Origin of the sequence: Streptomyces sp. NPDC002809, assembly GCF_040295435.1 — a bacterium.
GTDB lineage: Bacteria > Actinomycetota > Actinomycetes > Streptomycetales > Streptomycetaceae > Streptomyces.
Genome location: NZ_JBEOVJ010000063.1, coordinates 1 through 16466 on the forward strand (window position 1 = coordinate 1; position 16466 = coordinate 16466).

General features: G+C 69.9%; 12 protein-coding genes. 3 read left to right on the forward strand and 9 right to left on the reverse strand.

What is annotated here, in order from left to right; all coding sequences use genetic code 11:
* Window positions 1-415: 415 nt before the first annotated feature.
* From ABT025_RS28810 to thyX, 3 genes are all read right to left on the reverse strand, one after another.
* Complete coding sequence (locus ABT025_RS28810; protein ID WP_351000605.1) at window positions 416-2101, reverse strand: ribonuclease J; 1686 nt, start codon at window positions 2099-2101, stop codon at window positions 416-418.
* Between the two features lie 131 nt (window positions 2102-2232).
* The gene (gene dapA, locus ABT025_RS28815; protein WP_351000607.1) at window positions 2233-3132 is read right to left on the reverse strand and encodes a 4-hydroxy-tetrahydrodipicolinate synthase; all 900 of its coding nucleotides are present in this window, start codon (window positions 3130-3132) and stop codon (window positions 2233-2235) included.
* Window positions 3133-3284: 152 nt separating this feature from the next.
* Window positions 3285-4022 (reverse strand): FAD-dependent thymidylate synthase, encoded by a 738-nt coding sequence (gene thyX, locus ABT025_RS28820; RefSeq protein ID WP_351000610.1) that lies wholly within the window; start codon window positions 4020-4022, stop codon window positions 3285-3287.
* Between the two features lie 186 nt (window positions 4023-4208).
* Here thyX and ABT025_RS28825 point away from each other — a divergent pair, with 186 nt between their 5' ends.
* Together ABT025_RS28825 and ABT025_RS28830 are read left to right on the forward strand one after the other, a co-directional pair.
* Window positions 4209-4448, forward strand: a complete 240-nt coding sequence (locus ABT025_RS28825) for a hypothetical protein (RefSeq protein WP_351000613.1) — start codon at window positions 4209-4211, stop codon at window positions 4446-4448.
* Between the two features lie 94 nt (window positions 4449-4542).
* A complete protein-coding gene (locus ABT025_RS28830; RefSeq protein WP_351000615.1) occupies window positions 4543-5094 on the forward strand; it encodes an SCO5741 family PH domain-containing membrane protein in 552 nt (183 codons plus the stop codon).
* A gap of 83 nt (window positions 5095-5177) precedes the next feature.
* On the opposite strand, the gene ABT025_RS28835 is transcribed toward ABT025_RS28830, so the two are convergent.
* The 6 genes from ABT025_RS28835 to eccD form a co-directional block, all read right to left on the reverse strand.
* A complete protein-coding gene (locus ABT025_RS28835; RefSeq protein WP_351000618.1) occupies window positions 5178-5648 on the reverse strand; it encodes a tetratricopeptide repeat protein in 471 nt (156 codons plus the stop codon).
* 14 nt (window positions 5649-5662) lie between these two features.
* Window positions 5663-6415 carry a 4-hydroxy-tetrahydrodipicolinate reductase gene (dapB, locus tag ABT025_RS28840; RefSeq protein ID WP_351000621.1) on the reverse strand — a complete coding sequence of 251 codons (753 nt, stop codon included), beginning with the start codon at window positions 6413-6415 and terminating at the stop codon, window positions 5663-5665.
* Window positions 6416-6438: 23 nt separating this feature from the next.
* A complete protein-coding gene (locus ABT025_RS28845; RefSeq protein WP_351000623.1) occupies window positions 6439-7818 on the reverse strand; it encodes a M16 family metallopeptidase in 1380 nt (459 codons plus the stop codon).
* On the reverse strand, window positions 7815-10028 hold the full coding sequence (locus ABT025_RS28850) for a polyribonucleotide nucleotidyltransferase (RefSeq protein WP_351000709.1): 2214 nt from the start codon (window positions 10026-10028) through the stop codon (window positions 7815-7817). Before ABT025_RS28850 ends, ABT025_RS28845 begins: the two co-directional genes overlap by 4 nt.
* A gap of 271 nt (window positions 10029-10299) precedes the next feature.
* Complete coding sequence (gene rpsO, locus ABT025_RS28855) at window positions 10300-10590, reverse strand: 30S ribosomal protein S15 (RefSeq protein WP_018551846.1); 291 nt, start codon at window positions 10588-10590, stop codon at window positions 10300-10302.
* A 176-nt stretch (window positions 10591-10766) separates the two neighbouring features.
* Window positions 10767-12242 (reverse strand): type VII secretion integral membrane protein EccD, encoded by a 1476-nt coding sequence (gene eccD / locus ABT025_RS28860; RefSeq protein ID WP_351000628.1) that lies wholly within the window; start codon window positions 12240-12242, stop codon window positions 10767-10769.
* A 207-nt stretch (window positions 12243-12449) separates the two neighbouring features.
* Between eccD and eccCa the strand changes: the two genes are divergently transcribed.
* The gene (gene eccCa, locus ABT025_RS28865) at window positions 12450-16403 is read left to right on the forward strand and encodes a type VII secretion protein EccCa (protein ID WP_351000631.1); all 3954 of its coding nucleotides are present in this window, start codon (window positions 12450-12452) and stop codon (window positions 16401-16403) included.
* Window positions 16404-16466 lie beyond the last annotated feature (63 nt).

Sequence of the window (16466 nt, forward strand, 5' to 3'; positions counted from 1 at the left end):
TGTACTCACCCTCAGAACATTTTCTGGGGCTTTCCTCCGGGCGCTTCCCTTCGGTCTTGCGTTTCCGACTCTATCAGACTCTTTCGTGTCCGATTTCCGGTCGAAGCGGGCCTCGCATTTTCGCTTTCCAGTTCTTCGCTTTCGCGCTTTCCCTTTCCAGCGGTTTCAACCTTACCAGACCCAATTCGTTCCGTTTCCGGTCCGGATTTGAATTCTGATGACCGTTGAAGTGGCCTTGCCTTTCGGCGGACCCGACTTTATCAGAAGTGATGAGCCGGGATTTCCGCCCCTCTGCGGGGCTACCGGCACACGTGTGTGCGCGGTGGTTCCCGGTGAGGCGGAGACGTAAACGTACTGGAGCGGGGCTCCCCGATGCAAATCGGGGGCCCCGCTCCGGAGTTCACACCTGTCGGGATCAGACCTCGACGACCACGGGAAGGATCATCGGACGCCGACGGTAGGTGTCGGAGACCCACTTGCCCACCGTGCGGCGGACCAGCTGCTGGAGCTGGTGGGGCTCCATGACGCCGTCCTGCGCCGACTTGTTGAGAGCCTCCTCGACCTTCGGCACGACCGCGCTGAACGCCGAGTCGTCGATGCCGGAGCCCCGGGCCTGGATGTGGGGGCCGCCCACGATCTTGCCGGAGGAGCTGTCGACCACGATGAAGACGGAGATGATCCCCTCGTCACCGAGGATGCGACGGTCCTTGAGGGAGGTCTCGGTGACATCGCCGACCGAGAGGCCGTCGACGTACACATAGCCGGCCTGGACCTTGCCGACGATCTTGGCCTTGCCGTCGATCAGGTCGACGACCACGCCGTCCTCCGCGATGACGATGTGGTCCTTCGGGACGCCGGTGAGGGCGCCCAGTTCCGCGTTGGCCCTCAGGTGGCGCCATTCGCCGTGAACCGGCATCAGGTTCTTCGGCTTGCAGATGTTGTAGAAGTACAGCAGCTCGCCGGCCGAGGCGTGGCCCGAGACGTGGACCTTGGCGTTGCCCTTGTGGACGACGTTGGCACCCCAGCGGGTCAGACCGTTGATCACGCGGTAGACCGCGTTCTCGTTACCCGGGATCAGGGACGAGGCCAGGATGACGGTGTCGCCCTGGACGATGCGGATCTGGTGGTCGCGGTTGGCCATGCGGGACAGAGCCGCCATCGGCTCGCCCTGCGAGCCCGTGCAGACCAGCACGACCTCGTCGTCCGGCAGGTCGTCGAGGGTCTTCACGTCGACGACCAGGCCCGCGGGAACCTTCAGATAGCCCAGGTCACGGGCGATGCCCATGTTCCGGACCATCGAACGTCCGACGAAGGCGACCCGGCGGCCGTATTCGTGGGCCGTGTCGAGGATCTGCTGGATGCGGTGCACATGGCTCGCGAAGCTCGCCACGATGATGCGCTTCTGCGCGTTGGCGAAGACCGTGCGCAGGACGTTGGAGATGTCCCGCTCCGGCGGTACGAAGCCCGGGACCTCGGCGTTCGTCGAGTCGGAGAGCAGAAGGTCGATGCCTTCCTCGCTCAGCAGGGCGAACGCGTGCAGGTCGGTGAGGCGGCCGTCCAGCGGCAGCTGGTCCATCTTGAAGTCGCCGGTGGCGACGGCCATGCCCGCAGGCGTGCGGATGGCGACCGCGAGAGCGTCGGGGATGGAGTGGTTGACCGCGATGAACTCGCAGTCGAAGACTCCGAGCCGCTCGCGCTGCCCCTCCTTGACCTCAAGGGTGTACGGACGGATCCGGTGCTCCTGGAGCTTCGCCTCGATGAGCGCGAGGGTCAGCTTGGAGCCGATGAGCGGGATGTCCGGCTTCAGGCGCAGCAGATACGGGACACCACCGATGTGGTCCTCGTGTCCGTGCGTCAGGACGATGCCCTCGACATCGTCGAGACGGTCCCGGATGGTGGTGAAGTCCGGAAGGATCAGGTCGATTCCGGGCTGCTCCTCCTCCGGGAAGAGAACGCCGCAGTCGACGATGAGCAGGCGGCCGCCGTACTCGAAGACCGTCATGTTGCGGCCGATTTCGCCGAGGCCGCCCAGAGGGGTGACCCGCAGGCCGCCCTTCGGGAGCTTCGGCGGGGTGCCGAGTTCAGGATGCGGATGACTCAAAAGACTCTCCTTACCACGCACGCCACGTACCGCTTGGGCACGTGGCGCGCATGTCATTCGTGCACTTGCTGTTGTCTTTGGTGTTGCTCTGTCGCGAAGGTTCTTCGCCTATTCAGTTGTGAAGTCTGTGGTTACAGCTGTACCCCACCGGCGGCGAGATCGATCTTGAGCTGTGCCGTTTCCTGTGCGCTGAGTTCCACCAGAGGGAGGCGCAGCGGACCCGCCGGGAGGCCCTGGAGGGTCAGCGCGGCCTTGGTGGTGATCACACCCTGCGTACGGAACATGCCCGTGAACACCGGCAGCAGCTTCTGGTGGATCTCCGTGGCCTTCTGTACGTCGCCGCCGAGGTAAGCCTCGATGAGGGCGCGCAGGTCCGGGGTGACGACATGGCCGACGACGGAGACGAAACCGACCGCGCCGACCGACAGGAGCGGCAGGTTCAGCATGTCGTCGCCCGAGTACCAGGCCAGGCCGGACTGTGCGATGGCCCAGCTGGCGCGGCCGAGGTCGCCCTTGGCGTCCTTGTTGGCCACGATGCGCGGGTGCTCGGCCAGCCGGACCAGGGTCTCCGTGTCGATCGGCACACCGCTGCGCCCGGGAATGTCGTAGAGCATCACCGGCAGGCCGGTGGAGTCCGCGATCGCCGTGAAGTGGCGGAGGAGGCCCTCCTGCGGCGGCTTGTTGTAGTACGGGGTGACCGCGAGAAGGCCGTGGGCGCCGGTGCGCTCGGCCGTGCGGGCGAGCTCGACGCTGTGGCGGGTGTCGTTGGTACCGATGCCGGCGATGACGTGCGCCCGGTCTCCGACGGCCTCCAGCACAGCCCGCACGAGCTGGTCTTTCTCCACGTCGCTGGTGGTCGGGGACTCACCGGTGGTGCCGTTGATGATCAGGCCGTCGTTGCCTGCGTCCACCAGGTGGGTGGCGAGCCGCTGGGCGCCGTCGAGGTCGAGCGCGCCGTCCGCCGTGAGGGGCGTGACCATCGCGGTGAGGACCCGCCCGAAGGGGGTCTGCGGAGTGGAGATCGGAGCCATGGGTACCACGCTACTCGTTGCTCGGCGCCCGGTGTCCCCTCGGGGGGACAAGCAAGAGGAGCCCGGCACTGCCTGCTCGGGGGTTCAAGCAGTGCCGGGTCCGTTTGATCAGCCTAGATGAACTTCACGAAACGCCGCAATACGGACACCACTTACGGGGCAACGCGTCCGTTTTTGTTGAAGGCTGCATGGGTGAGCGGCATGAGCTGCGCCCAGTGCGCCTCCATCTGCTCTCCGACCATCTCGATCTCCCGCTGCGGGAACGAGGGAACCTTCGCCAGCTCGTGCTGCGTGCGCAGCCCGAGGAAGTGCATCAGCGAGCGGGCGTTGCACGTGGCGTACATCGAGGAGAACAGGCCCACCGGGAGGACCGCACGGGCGACCTCGCGGGCCACGCCTGCCGCCAGCATCTCCTGGTAGGCGTCGTACGCCTGGCGGTACGAGTCCTCCATGACACGGCCGGTGAGCTCCGCCTGCGCCTCGGTCCCCTCGACGAACTCGTACTTGCCGGGACGGCCCTGCTGGACGAGCTTGCGGGACTCCCCCGGGACGTAGAACACCGGCTCCAGCTCCCGGTAGCGGCCCGATTCCTCGTTGTACGACCAGCCGACGCGGTGGCGCATGAACTCGCGGAACACGAAGATCGGGGCGCTGATGAAGAAGGTCATCGAGTTGTGCTCGAACGGGCTTCCGTGCCGGTCCCGCATCAGGTAGTTGATGAGCCCCTTGGAGCGCTCAGGGTCCTTGGTGACCTCTTCGAGGGACTGCTCACCGGCCGTGGAAACACGGGCGGCGAACAGCACGTCGGAATCACCGGCGGCGTGTTTCACCAGGTCAACGGTGACATCGCTGCGGAAGCTGGGCTTTGCGGGCTCGGGGGTCTCGGTCACCGGCGGGGTCCTTCCAATGGCGTCGCTCGGGCGGCGCCCACTCTACGGGCAGCCACTGACAACGCCGTCCGCACCGCCCGTCCCGGGATTTCTTCGGCCAATCCGGCGATTCGGGGCACCGATCGGGCTTCCCGTGCGTCTGACTCATTAGCACCACCCGAATCAGAGTTCAAGGAGAGTTACCTCATGTTCCGCCGGCGTGAATCCGTCCCGTTCTCGTTCGTAGCCGAGGCCGACCGATTCCGCAGTAACGTCACACCGCCCCCGCGGGAGCGCGTCTCCCTGTCCGAGAAGGCGGGCCGCACCCTCACCGGGCTCGCCGTGGTCGCCGGACTCGCCGGATCGCTGCTGCTCGGTCTGCCCGCCCTGGCTCCCGAACAGTCGCCGCTGCACCATCAGCAGGCCGAGGCCGCACAGGGGCGCTGACCCGACCGGGCCCCCTGGGGTGGCCCGGTCGGTACGCTCCTCGGTAGCCTCACCGGGCACAGCAATCGAGCGTGCTTGTGAGTGAGGATCAGTCGTGCCCCTGCCCTTTCTGACGGCCGACCGCGCATTTGACGCGAGCGCTGAGGACGTCGCGCTGCCGTTCGACGACCACGACAGCTGGCGGCGCCCCTACCGCCCCGGGCCCTGGCGTGTCGCCGCTGCGGCCGGCCTGCTGCTGCTTGCCTCGTTCATCCTGTTCGCCGGGATGATCACGGCGTTCGCAGGGGCGCTGCCCGGGGCCGGCGCATGCCTCGCCCTGGCCCTCGCGGTGATCATCTGCGCCCTGCGGATGCTGCGGATCGGCGCCTGGGTGAGCCGGCACGGTGTACGCCGGGTGGGCTTCTTCCGGACGACGACCGTGCCGTGGAACCGCGCCGCCGCGGTGCGTACGGTGCAGCAGCCGGTGAAGTGGCTCGGGTTCCCCCGCACGGTGCAGGGCCAGGCCCTGATCGTCGTACGCAAGGGTGGGGACGCGGTGCCACCGCTGCTCACCGACTCCAACGCGGACTTCCTGGCGCGCGGTGAGGCGTTCGACAGGGCCGCCGACACGATCGAGGCGTGGGGGGACGAGTACCGGCAGCACTGAGGGCTCGCCTGCCCTCAGCGGAAACGACGAGACCGTCCGGCGTTCGTGATGAACGCCGGACGGTCTTGTCGTGCGGGAACGTGCTAGTTGCCGGACGGGGCCGCTGAGGCCGGTGTGCGGCCTCTGTGGAGGGCGATGGCCCGCTGCATGGCCTTTCTGGCCCTGGGGGTGTCCCGGGCGTCCTGGTAGGCGACAGCGAGGCGGAACCAGCAGCGCCAGTCGTCCGGGGCGTCCTCCGTCTCCTCCCGGCGGCGGGCGAACGCCGCGTCGGCGGAGTCCCGGTCGATACGCCCGCTCGGGGTACGGACCAGGTCGTCGACGGGCAGGCCGCCCTCGGCGTCGAGTTCGGCTGCCAGGGCGTTGGCCCGCTGGACGAACTGGGTGTTCTTCCAGAGGAACCAGATGCCGATGACCGGAAGGATCAGCACGGCGACCCCGAAGGTCACCGTCAGCAGCGTGCCGTGCTTGATGAGCAGGACACCTCGGCTGCCGACCAGGACGAAGTAGAAGACCAGGACGGCGGCGGTGACGGTATAAGTGATCTTTGCGCGCATGGCGGTGGACTCAGTCAGTTCAGGTCGAGGAAGTTTTCCAGGCCGAACGTGAGGCCCGGCGTGGTCACCACGCGGCGTGCTCCGAGCAGGATGCCCGGCATGAAGCTGCTGTGGTGCAGGGAGTCGTGCCGGATGGTGAGGGTCTCGCCCTCGCCCCCCAGCAGCACCTCCTGGTGGGCCAGGAGGCCGCGGAGCCGTACCGAGTGGACCGGGATGCCGTCCACGTCGGCGCCTCGCGCGCCGTCCAGTGCCGTGGCGGTGGCGTCCGGCTGGGGTGCGCAGCCCGCCTCGCGACGGGCCTCGGCGATCAGCTGGGCGGTGCGGGCCGCGGTGCCGGACGGGGCGTCGGCCTTGTTGGGGTGGTGGAGCTCGATGACCTCGACCGACTCGAAGTAGCGGGCTGCCTGCTGCGCGAACTTCATCGTGAGGACGGCGCCGATGGAGAAGTTCGGCGCGATGAGCACTCCGGTCTCCGGAGAGCGGGACAGCCAGGCGGTGAGCTGCGCGAGCCGTTCGTCGGTCCAGCCGGTGGTGCCGACCACGGCGTGGATGCCGTGGCCGGTGCAGAAGTCGAGGTTCTCCATCACCGACGAGGGGGTGGTGAGCTCGACGACGACCTGGGCGCCGGCGTCCGTGAGGGACTCCAGCTTGTCGCCGCGGCCGAGTGCGGCCACCAGTTCCATGTCGTCGGCGGCCTCGACCGCTCGTACCGCCTCGGAGCCGATACGGCCCCCGGCGCCGAGAACGGCTACGCGCAGCTTGCTCATTGCTCTGCTTCCTTACAAAGGGATTAGGAGACCGCTTCGTCGAGGCGGCCGGCCTGCTTGTCCTTGAGCGGGCCGATGACGGAGAGCGAGGGGCGGTGTCCGAGGACCTCGCCCGCCACCGAGCGGACGTCGTCCGGTGTCACCTGCGCGATGCGGGCCAGCATGTCGTCGACCGACATCTGCTCGCCCCAGCACAGTTCGCTCTTGCCGATCCGGTTCATCAGGGCGCCGGTGTCCTCCAGGCCGAGGACGGTGGAGCCGGAGAGCTGGCCGATCGCGCGGCTGATCTCCTCGTCGCCGAGTCCGTCCGACGCGACGCGGTCGATCTCGTCGCGGCAGATCTTGAGGACGTCGTGGACCTGGCTGGGCCGGCAGCCCGCGTACACGCCGAAGAGTCCGCAGTCCGCGAAGCCCGAGGTGTACGAGTAGACGCTGTAGGCCAGGCCGCGCTTCTCCCGTACCTCCTGGAAGAGGCGGGAGCTCATGCCGCCGCCGAGGGCGGTGTTGAGCACGCCGAGCGCCCAGCGGCGCTCGTCGGTGCGGGCCAGCCCCGGCATGCCGAGGACCACGTGGGCCTGCTCGGTCTTGCGGTTCTGCACTTCGACCCGGCCCGCGGTGCGCAGCGTGCGGGAGCCCTCGCGCGGCGCCGTCGGAACGGCGTCGGTGCGGGAGAGCGCTCCGGCGCGGTCGAAGGCCTTGCGGACCTGGCGTACGACCGTGGCGTGGTCGACGTTGCCTGCCGCGGCGACGACCAGGTGCGTGGGGTCGTAGTGCTTCTTGTAGAAGCGGGCGATCTGGCCGCGGTTCAGGGCGTTGATCGTGTCGACCGTGCCGAGGACCGGGCGGCCCAGCGGGGTGTCGCCGAGCATGGTGTGCGCGAACAGGTCGTGCACGCAGTCGCCCGGGTCGTCCTCCGTCATCGCGATCTCTTCGAGGATGACGCCGCGCTCGGCGTCGACGTCCTCGGAGGCGATCAGGGAGCCGGTCAGCATGTCGCAGACGACATCGATGGCCAGCGGCAGGTCCGTGTCGAGGACCCGCGCGTAGTAACAGGTGTACTCCTTCGCCGTGAAGGCGTTCATCTCGCCGCCGACCGCGTCGATCGCGGACGAGATGTCGAGGGCACTGCGCTTGTCGGTGCCCTTGAAGAGGAGGTGTTCGAGGTAGTGCGTCGCGCCGTTCAGCGTCGGGGTCTCGTCGCGTGATCCGACGTTGGCCCAGATGCCGAAGGTGGCGGAGCGTACGGAGGGCAGCGTCTCGGTGACGATGCGCAGGCCGCCGGGAAGGACCGTGCGACGGACCGTGCCGATGCCGTTGGTGCCCTTGAGAAGCGTTTGGGTACGGGCGACGGCCCGCCCCTCCGAAGAGGGGCGGGCCGTCGTCACGGAACTACGGGACGTCACTTGTCGGTGTCGTCCTTCTTCTCGTCCTCTTCACCCTCGACGACGGGGATGAGAGAGAGCTTGCCGCGGGAGTCGATCTCCGCGATCTCGACCTGGACCTTGGCACCGACGCCGAGCACGTCCTCGACGTTCTCCACGCGCTTGCCACCGGCGAGCTTGCGGATCTGCGAGATGTGCAGCAGGCCGTCCTTGCCGGGCATCAGGGAGACGAACGCACCGAAGGTGGTGGTCTTGACGACCGTACCCAGGTAGCGCTCGCCGACCTCCGGCATGGTCGGGTTGGCGATCGCGTTGATCGTGGCGCGCGCGGCCTCGGCCTGCGAGCCCTGCTGGGCACCGATGTAGATGGTGCCGTCGTCCTCGATCGTGATGTCGGCGCCGGTGTCCTCCTGGATCTGGTTGATCATCTTGCCCTTGGGGCCGATGACCTCACCGATCTTGTCCACCGGGATCTTGACGGTGATGATCCGCGGGGCGTTCGGGGACATCTCGTCCGGGACGTCGATGGCCTCGTTCATCACGTCGAGGATGTGGAGGCGCGCGTCACGGGCCTGCTTCAGCGCGGCGGCCAGGACCGAGGCGGGGATGCCGTCGAGCTTGGTGTCGAGCTGGAGCGCGGTGACGAACTGCTTCGTACCGGCGACCTTGAAGTCCATGTCACCGAACGCGTCCTCGGCACCGAGGATGTCGGTGAGGGCGACGTAGTGGGTCTTGCCGTCGATCTCCTGCGAGATCAGGCCCATGGCGATACCGGCGACGGCGGCCTTGAGGGGCACACCGGCGTTCAGCAGGGACATGGTGGAGGCGCAGACCGAGCCCATGGACGTCGAGCCGTTGGAGCCCAGCGCCTCGGAGACCTGGCGGATCGCGTAGGGGAACTCCTCGCGCGACGGCAGCACCGGCACGATGGCGCGCTCGGCGAGCGCACCGTGGCCGATCTCGCGGCGCTTGGGCGAGCCCACGCGGCCGGTCTCACCGACGGAGTACGGCGGGAAGTTGTAGTTGTGCATGTAGCGCTTGCGGGTCACCGGGGAAAGGGTGTCCAGCTGCTGCTCCATCCGGAGCATGTTGAGGGTGGTGACGCCCAGGATCTGGGTCTCGCCACGCTCGAAGAGCGCCGAGCCGTGCACGCGCGGGATGGCCTCGACCTCGGCGGCGAGCGTACGGATGTCCGTGACGCCGCGGCCGTCGATGCGGACCTTGTCCTTGATGACGCGCTCGCGGACCAGCTTCTTGGTCAGCGCGCGGTAGGCACCGGAGATCTCCTTCTCGCGGCCCTCGAAGGCCGGGAGGAGCTTCTCGCCCGCGATCTCCTTGATGCGGTCCAGCTCGGCCTCGCGCTCCTGCTTGCCGGCGATGGTGAGCGCCTTGGCGAGCTCGGTGCTGACGGCCTTGCTGAGGGCCTCCAGGACGTCGTCCTGGTAGTCGAGGAAGACCGGGAACTCGCCGGTGGGCTTGGCAGCCTTGGCGGCGAGGTCCGACTGGGCCTTGCAGAGCGCCTTGATGAAGGGCTTCGCGGCTTCCAGACCGGCGGCGACGACCTCTTCGGTCGGGGCCTCGGCACCGTCCTGGACGAGCTGGATGGTCTTCTCGGTGGCCTCGGCCTCGACCATCATGATCGCGACGTCGCCGTCCTCGAGGACGCGACCGGCGACGACCATGTCGAAGACCGCGTCCTCGAGCTCGGTGTGCGTCGGGAACGCGACCCACTGGCCCTTGATCAGGGCGACGCGGGTGGCGCCGATCGGGCCGGAGAAGGGCAGGCCCGCCAGGATCGTGGAAGCGGAGGCGGCGTTGATCGCGACCACGTCGTACAGGTGGTCGGGGTTGAGCGCCATGATCGTCTCGACGATCTGGATCTCGTTGCGCAGGCCCTTCTTGAAGGAGGGGCGCAGCGGGCGGTCGATCAGGCGGCAGGTGAGGATCGCGTCCTCGGAGGGACGTCCCTCCCGGCGGAAGAAGGAGCCGGGGATCTTGCCTGCGGCGTACTGCCGCTCCTCGACGTCCACCGTGAGGGGGAAGAAGTCGAGCTGGTCCTTGGGCCGCTTGGAAGCGGTGGTGGCCGACAGCACCATGGTGTCGTCGTCCAGGTACGCGACGGCGGAGCCGGCGGCCTGCTTGGCAAGGCGGCCCGTCTCGAAGCGGATGGTGCGGGTGCCGAAGGTTCCGTTGTCGATAACGGCCTCGGCGTAGTGGGTCTCGTTCTCCACTAGTGTTTTCTCCATACTCGTCGTCTTTCGTCCGTACGCCCGTGTGGCGCGGGACGGTGCGGAGAGGCGCACCGTGTGTGCGGGGCCGGTCTTCGATCGAAGCTCCCGGGCGTTGTCCCGGAGGCCACTACCGAGGACCGGCGGCGGCCGGGGCGCGCCTCTCCTCGTCTTGTTGTTGTACGTCCAGGTTACTGAGGTTGCCCCCGGTACCGCACGTACGGCAAAGGGAGCGGCCCCCTAGAAGTGGGAACCGCTCCCTTTCACAGCGTCCTTACTTGGCGCCGCCGGCCGCGCCACGGCGGATGCCGAGGCGGTCGACGAGCGCACGGAAGCGCTGGATGTCCTTCTTGGCCAGGTACTGCAGGAGGCGGCGACGCTGGCCGACCAGGATCAGCAGACCACGACGGGAGTGGTGGTCGTGCTTGTGCGTCTTGAGGTGCTCCGTCAGGTCCGAGATGCGGCGCGAAAGCATGGCGACCTGAACCTCGGGGGAACCGGTGTCGCCCTCCTTCTGCGCGAACTCGGTCATGATCTGCTTCTTCGTAGCGGCGTCGAGCGGCACGCGGTACTCCTCTTGGTGTTCGATGCGCCCACGAGTGCCCCTGGTCTTGATCTCAGGGGAGCTTGAGTGACTCGGGAGCGAAGGTCCGATGAGCGCAGCCCCCAGAGACAACCGGGAACGCGTACACAAACGGCCACAGCCAGACTACCAGCCGTTCGGAGCGGCTCCGACTGGCCTCAGCCCGTGAGGGCCCTGGCTCGCGCGAAGACGTCGAGGACCGCCATGCAGAGCGGTACGAGGGAGAGCAGGAGCGCGCTCTCCGTCAGGTCCAGGGCCCGGCCCCAGAAGGGGGAGAGGCCCTTGCGGGGGACGATCAGCCCCGCCGCGGTCAGCAGGGCCGCACCGGCGGCGACGGCCGCGGAAAGCCACACCGTACGGATGTCGAGCGAGCCGCCGTCTCCGTACCGGGCCGGCTCCGCCGCCAGGCCCGCGGGCGGATTCAGCGCGAGGCCGAGGACCAGCAGGGCGAGGGCTCCGAGGCCCGCCGCGAGCAGGCAGACGACCTGCGAGGTGTAGCGGAAGAGCCTGGCCCGCAGCAGCGTGGCGAGCCCGGCGGCCAGGGCGAGGAGCTGCCCCCGGGCGTCGCCGGAGAAGCCGAGCACCGCGGCGGACGCGGCGACGAGGGCCGCGCAGCCTCCGACGAGGCCGAGCAGGAGCTCGTGGCCTCGCCGCGCGCGCTCCGCGATGTGCGCGGCGTCGACGGGGGCGTCCCGGTGGCCTGCGCCGGGATCGGCGAAGGGGTCGTCGTAGCCGGTCCGGGCGGGGCGCTGCGGGGCGTCCCCGACGGGGAGCCGGGCGAAGCGGGCCGAGAGGCCGGGCAGGAAGGCGACGAGCCCGATGGCGGCCGGGGCGCAGACGGCTGCCGCCGCGGCGGCGGAGGACGCGGTGAGGATCGCGGCGAAGGCCGCCAGGGCGCCCGCGGCGGCGAGGAAGGCCGCCGCGACGAACGGGGCGTCGCCGCCCGGGGTGACGGCGACCAGGACGACGGTGGCGACCAGCACCGCGACGCAGCCGAGCAGGAGCTGAAGCCTGCCCGGCCCCTGGCCGGCGTCCGGGCCGATGATGCCGGAGCCCGCGACGAGGACGAGGGGCAGGGCGCCGAGGCCGAGCGCGACGGCGGTGGTCCGGTCCGCGTAGACCCGGGCGCGCACCCCGGCGAAGGCGGTGAGCAACACTCCGGTGGCGCCCGCGATGAGGCCGGGAAGGCCGTGCATGTCGTGGTGGACAGGGTCGGCGAACCAGAGGACGAAACCCAGCAGGACCAGGAGCAGGGCTGCGCCCGCCGGGCCTGCGCCGCGCAGCAGGTCGTCGCTCCAGAGATGGCGGTCGCGGCTCACGGCCGAGGCGATGGCGTCCGGGACGTCGTCGAACACGGCGGGCGGCAGCGATTCGGCGAACGGACGCAGGCTGAGGATCTCGCCGTCGAGCACCTGCTGGGCGGCGAGGGTGCGGGTGTCGTCGAGGACGGTGCCGTCGCGTCGTACGAGGTGGTAGCCGGTGGGAGTGGCGACGGCCTGGGTCCGGCCGGTGAGGCGGAGGACCTCCGGGCAGACGTCGGCGACGGCGAGGTCCTCGGGCAGCGCGACGTCGATGCGGCTGTCGGGTGCCACGACGGTGACGCGGCAGAAACCGGTCGCTGCGGTCGTACTCACGTGTCTGGTCCCCCTGGTCCGCAATTGCGCACGATGCGCGCGCAACCCTACTGGAAAGGGTGAATCCCGCAATCTCCGCAGGAGTCCGGCACATAGGATCGCGGTCGCGCGGAGGCCGATCCGTGGGCGGAGGCAGCCACGGGGGCGCCGGTGCGGGTCAGTCCGGCCTCCGCCCCGGCCCGTCCGTACCGAGGGATTGATGCACCGGTGAGCCAGATCGTCGTGAAGCGTCCACCGCGGGCCGTGCCGCCGGAACTGCCTGCGGACGGGCTATTGTTGAAGGCCCCTCCCCCGCTTCCGCGTGGGCAGCGGGAGGGCTGGTTGATGCAGATCCTGCCGGTGCTCGGTATGGGTTCGTCGGTGGTCTTCTTCTTCTCGCCCCAGGCGCCGCCGTTCATGCGGATCATGGGTGTGCTGATGCTGGTGTCGACGGCCGCCATGGCGGTCGCCCAGCTGGTCCGTCATCGGCGGGGGACGCAGGGGCAGTTGGCGGATGCCCGGCGTGATTACCTCATGTATCTGGCGCATACCCGGCGTACGGTGCGCCGGACCGCGCGCGCCCAGCGTGACGCGCAGTTGTATCTGCACCCCGGCCCCGAACAGCTTCGGACGGTGGTGGCCGAGGGCGTCCGGGTCTGGGAACGGCGGCCCGGTGACCAGGACTTCGGGCAGGTTCGGATCGGGCTCGGCGTTCAGGGGCTGTCGACGCCCCTGTCGGCGCCGGACACCGATCCGGCCGGCGATCCGGAGCCGGTGTGCGCGGGCGCGCTGCGGCGTTTCCTGGCGGTGCACGGCTCGCTGAACGGGTTACCTGTGGCGTTCCCGGTACGGGCGTTCCACCGGGTGACGGTGTGCGGCCTGCCGGAGTCGGCCCGGTCGGCGGTGCGGGCGATGGTGGCCCAGCTGGTGACGCTGCACTCGCCCGACGACCTGGTGGTCGCGGTCGTGGCGGGGCCCGAAGCGGTGGCGGGCTGGGACTGGACGAAGTGGCTGCCGCACGCGCAGGTGCCGGGGCAGTTCGACGGGGCCGGCCCGAAGCGGCTGTTCGCGGCGGACCTGGCCGGTCTGGAGCCGTTGCTCGCCGGCCGGCTGGAGGGGCGGCCGCGGTTCGGCGGGGAGAGCGTGCCGCTGCCGGACCAGCCGCACATCGTGGTGGTCGTGGACGGCGGGTGGCAGTCACCCGGCTCGGTGTTGGCGGCACCCGAGGGGCTCCAGGGCGTGACCGTCGTCGAGGTGGTGCGGGGTGAACCGGCCGCCGCCCGCGGCGGGCTCACCGTGATGGCGCGGCCGGGTCTGCTGCGGGTGGAGTCGGGGACGGGTGCGGTGCACGAGGGTGTACCGGACGGCATCTCGCTGCCCGTGGCCGAGGCGCTGGCCCGGCAGCTGGCGCCGTTGCGGACGGGCGGGGGTCGGGACGGCGAACCGCTGCTGTCCGACCTGGACTTCACCGAACTGCTGGACCTCGGCGACGCGGACACGGTCGATGTGGCACGCGCCTGGCGGCCGCGACCGGTCTCCGAGCGGCTGCGGGTGCCCATCGGGGCCGGCGAGGACGGGCTGCCGGTGATGCTGGACCTCAAGGAGGCGGCCCAGGGCGGCATGGGGCCGCACGGGCTGTGCGTCGGCGCGACGGGATCCGGCAAGTCTGAGCTGCTGCGGACGCTGGTGCTGGGGCTCGCGGTCACACACCCGTCCGAGACGCTGAACTTCGTGCTCGCGGACTTCAAGGGCGGGGCGACCTTCAGCGGTATGGCGCAACTGCCGCACGTGGCCGCGGTGATCACCAACCTGGCCGACGACCTGGCACTCGTGGACCGGATGGGCGACGCGATCCGCGGGGAGCTCCAGCGCCGGCAGGAACTGCTGCGCTCGGCGGGCAACTTCGCCAACATCCACGACTACGAGAAGGCGCGGGCTGCGGGCGCGGCGCTGGAGCCGCTGGCATCGCTGGTACTGGTGATCGACGAGTTCTCCGAACTGCTCACCGCCAAGCCCGACTTCATCGACATGTTCATCCAGATCGGCCGTATCGGCCGTTCGCTGGGTGTGCATCTGCTGCTGGCCTCGCAGCGGCTGGAGGAGGGCAGGCTGCGCGGCCTGGACACGTATCTCTCGTACCGGATCGGGCTGCGGACCTTCTCGGCGGCCGAGTCGCGGACGGTACTGGGGGTGCCGGACGCGTACCACCTGCCGTCGGTGCCGGGCTCGGGCCTCCTCAAGTCCGGTACGGAGGAGATGGTGCGGTTCAAGGCGGCGTACGTGTCGGGGATGTACCGCACGGGCGGCGCCGCCCAAGCCGTGGGTCAGGTGCCGGTCGCGCTGCGGGCCGCCGTGTTCCGCGCGCTGCCGGTGCCGTCGGCGGGGACGGAACCCGGCGGGGCCGCCCGGCCGGCCGGCCCGGTGCGGGACGACGCGTTGGCCGACACCGTGCTCGATGTGGTCGTGCGGCGGCTGGAGGGTCAGGGGGTGCCCGCCCATCAGGTGTGGCTGCCGCCGCTGGACCGGGCCCCGGCGCTGGATCAGCTGCTGCCGGGGCTCGCGCCGGCCGCGGGGCGCGGATTCACCGCCACGGAGTACGACCGGCCCGGCGGGCTGACGGTCCCGCTGGGTCTGGTCGACAAGCCGGTCGAGCAGCGGCGCGAGGTGCTGTACCGCGACTTCTCCGGGGCGGCTGGGCATCTGATGGTGGTCGGAGGGCCGCAGTCCGGCAAGTCGACGCTGCTGCGGACCCTGATCGCGTCGTTCGCGCTCACGCACACCCCGCAGGAGGTGCAGTTCTACGGTCTCGACTTCGGCGGTGGCGGCCTTGCCCCGCTGTCGGAGCTGCCGCACGTGGGGCAGATCGCCTCGCGGCTGGATCCGGAGCGGGTGCGGCGTACGGTCGCGGAGGTGGCGGGGGTGCTGAGCCGGCGTGAGGAGTTCTTCCGCGCCCGGGGCATCGACTCCGTCGCCACCTACCGGCGCGGGCGCGCTCTCGGTGAACTGCCCGGCGAGGCGTGGGGGGACGTTTTCCTGGTCATCGACGGCTGGGGCGGGTTCCGGAACGAGTACGAGTCGCTGGAGCCGGTCGTCACGGACATCGCCGCGCGCGGTCTCGGCTACGGAGTCCACGTGGTGCTGTCGGCCGCGCGCTACATGGAGGTGCGCGCCGCGCTCAAGGACCAGATCCTCGGACGGCTCGAACTGCGGCTCGGTGACGTCATGGACTCCGAGTTCGACCGGAAGGTCGCGGGCCGGGTGCCGGCCGGGGCGCCGGGCCGCGGCCAGGTGGCGGAGAAGCTGCACTTCATGGCCGCGCTGCCGCGCATCGACTCGGTCGCGGACGCGACGGGCCTCGCCGACGCGACCGCCGCACTCGTCGGCACGGTGCGGGAGAACTGGGCGGGCGCTCCGGCACCTGCCGTACGGCTGCTGCCGCTCAGGCTGCCCGCGGAGCGGTTGCCGAAGGGGTTCGAGTTCCCGCACCGCGGCATCGCGATCGGGATCGCCGAGACCGACCTGGAACCGGTGTTCGTCGACTTCGACACCGATCCGTTCTTCCTGGTCTTCGGCGAGAGCGAGTCGGGCAAGACCGGTCTGCTGCGTCTGGTCGCGAAGCAGATCGCGGAGCGGTACTCCCCCGACGAGGCGAAGCTCGTCGTCGGGGACTACCGGCGCGGGCTGCTGGGCGCGCTGCCGGAGAGCCATCTGCTGGAGTACGCGCCGACGGCTGATGCGCTGGGGACGCACATGGAGGCGCTGGCCGGTGTGTTCGCGCGGCGGCAGCCCCCGGCCGACGTGACTCCGCGGCAGCTGCGGGACCGGAGCTGGTGGACGGGTCCGCAGATCTTCGTCGTCGTCGACGACTACGACCTGGTGGCGACGGGCGCGGGCGGTCCGCTGGCCCCGTTGGCGGAGTATCTGCCGTTCGCCCGCGACACCGGGGTGCGCTTCGTCATCGCGCGCAGTTCGGCGGGGGCCTCGCGGGCGATGTACGAGGTGTTCATGCAGCGCATCAAGGAGCTGGGGGCGCAGGGGGTGGTGCTGTCCGGAAACCCGGCCGAGGGGGATCTCATCGGTGCGGTGCGGGGGCACCCGATGCCGCCGGGGCGCGGGTACTTCGCCTCCCGGCGCCACGGCAGTGCGCTGGTGCAGACCGGAAGGCTTCCGGAGCGGCCCTGAGGCGTGCGAGGGGGAGCGCGCACGGCGTCACGGGAGCACAGAAGAGCGCCGTTCGCCGGGGAA

Excerpts from the sequence above, each read along its gene's own strand:
- dapA (WP_351000607.1), bottom strand. The coding sequence starts at position 3,132 with ATGGCTCCGATCTCCACTCCGCAGACCCCCTTCGGGCGGGTCCTCACC.
- ABT025_RS28825 (WP_351000613.1), top strand. The coding sequence starts at position 4,209 with ATGTTCCGCCGGCGTGAATCCGTCCCGTTCTCGTTCGTAGCCGAGGCC.
- ABT025_RS28835 (WP_351000618.1), bottom strand. The coding sequence starts at position 5,648 with ATGCGCGCAAAGATCACTTATACCGTCACCGCCGCCGTCCTGGTCTTC.
- dapB (WP_351000621.1), bottom strand. The coding sequence starts at position 6,415 with ATGAGCAAGCTGCGCGTAGCCGTTCTCGGCGCCGGGGGCCGTATCGGC.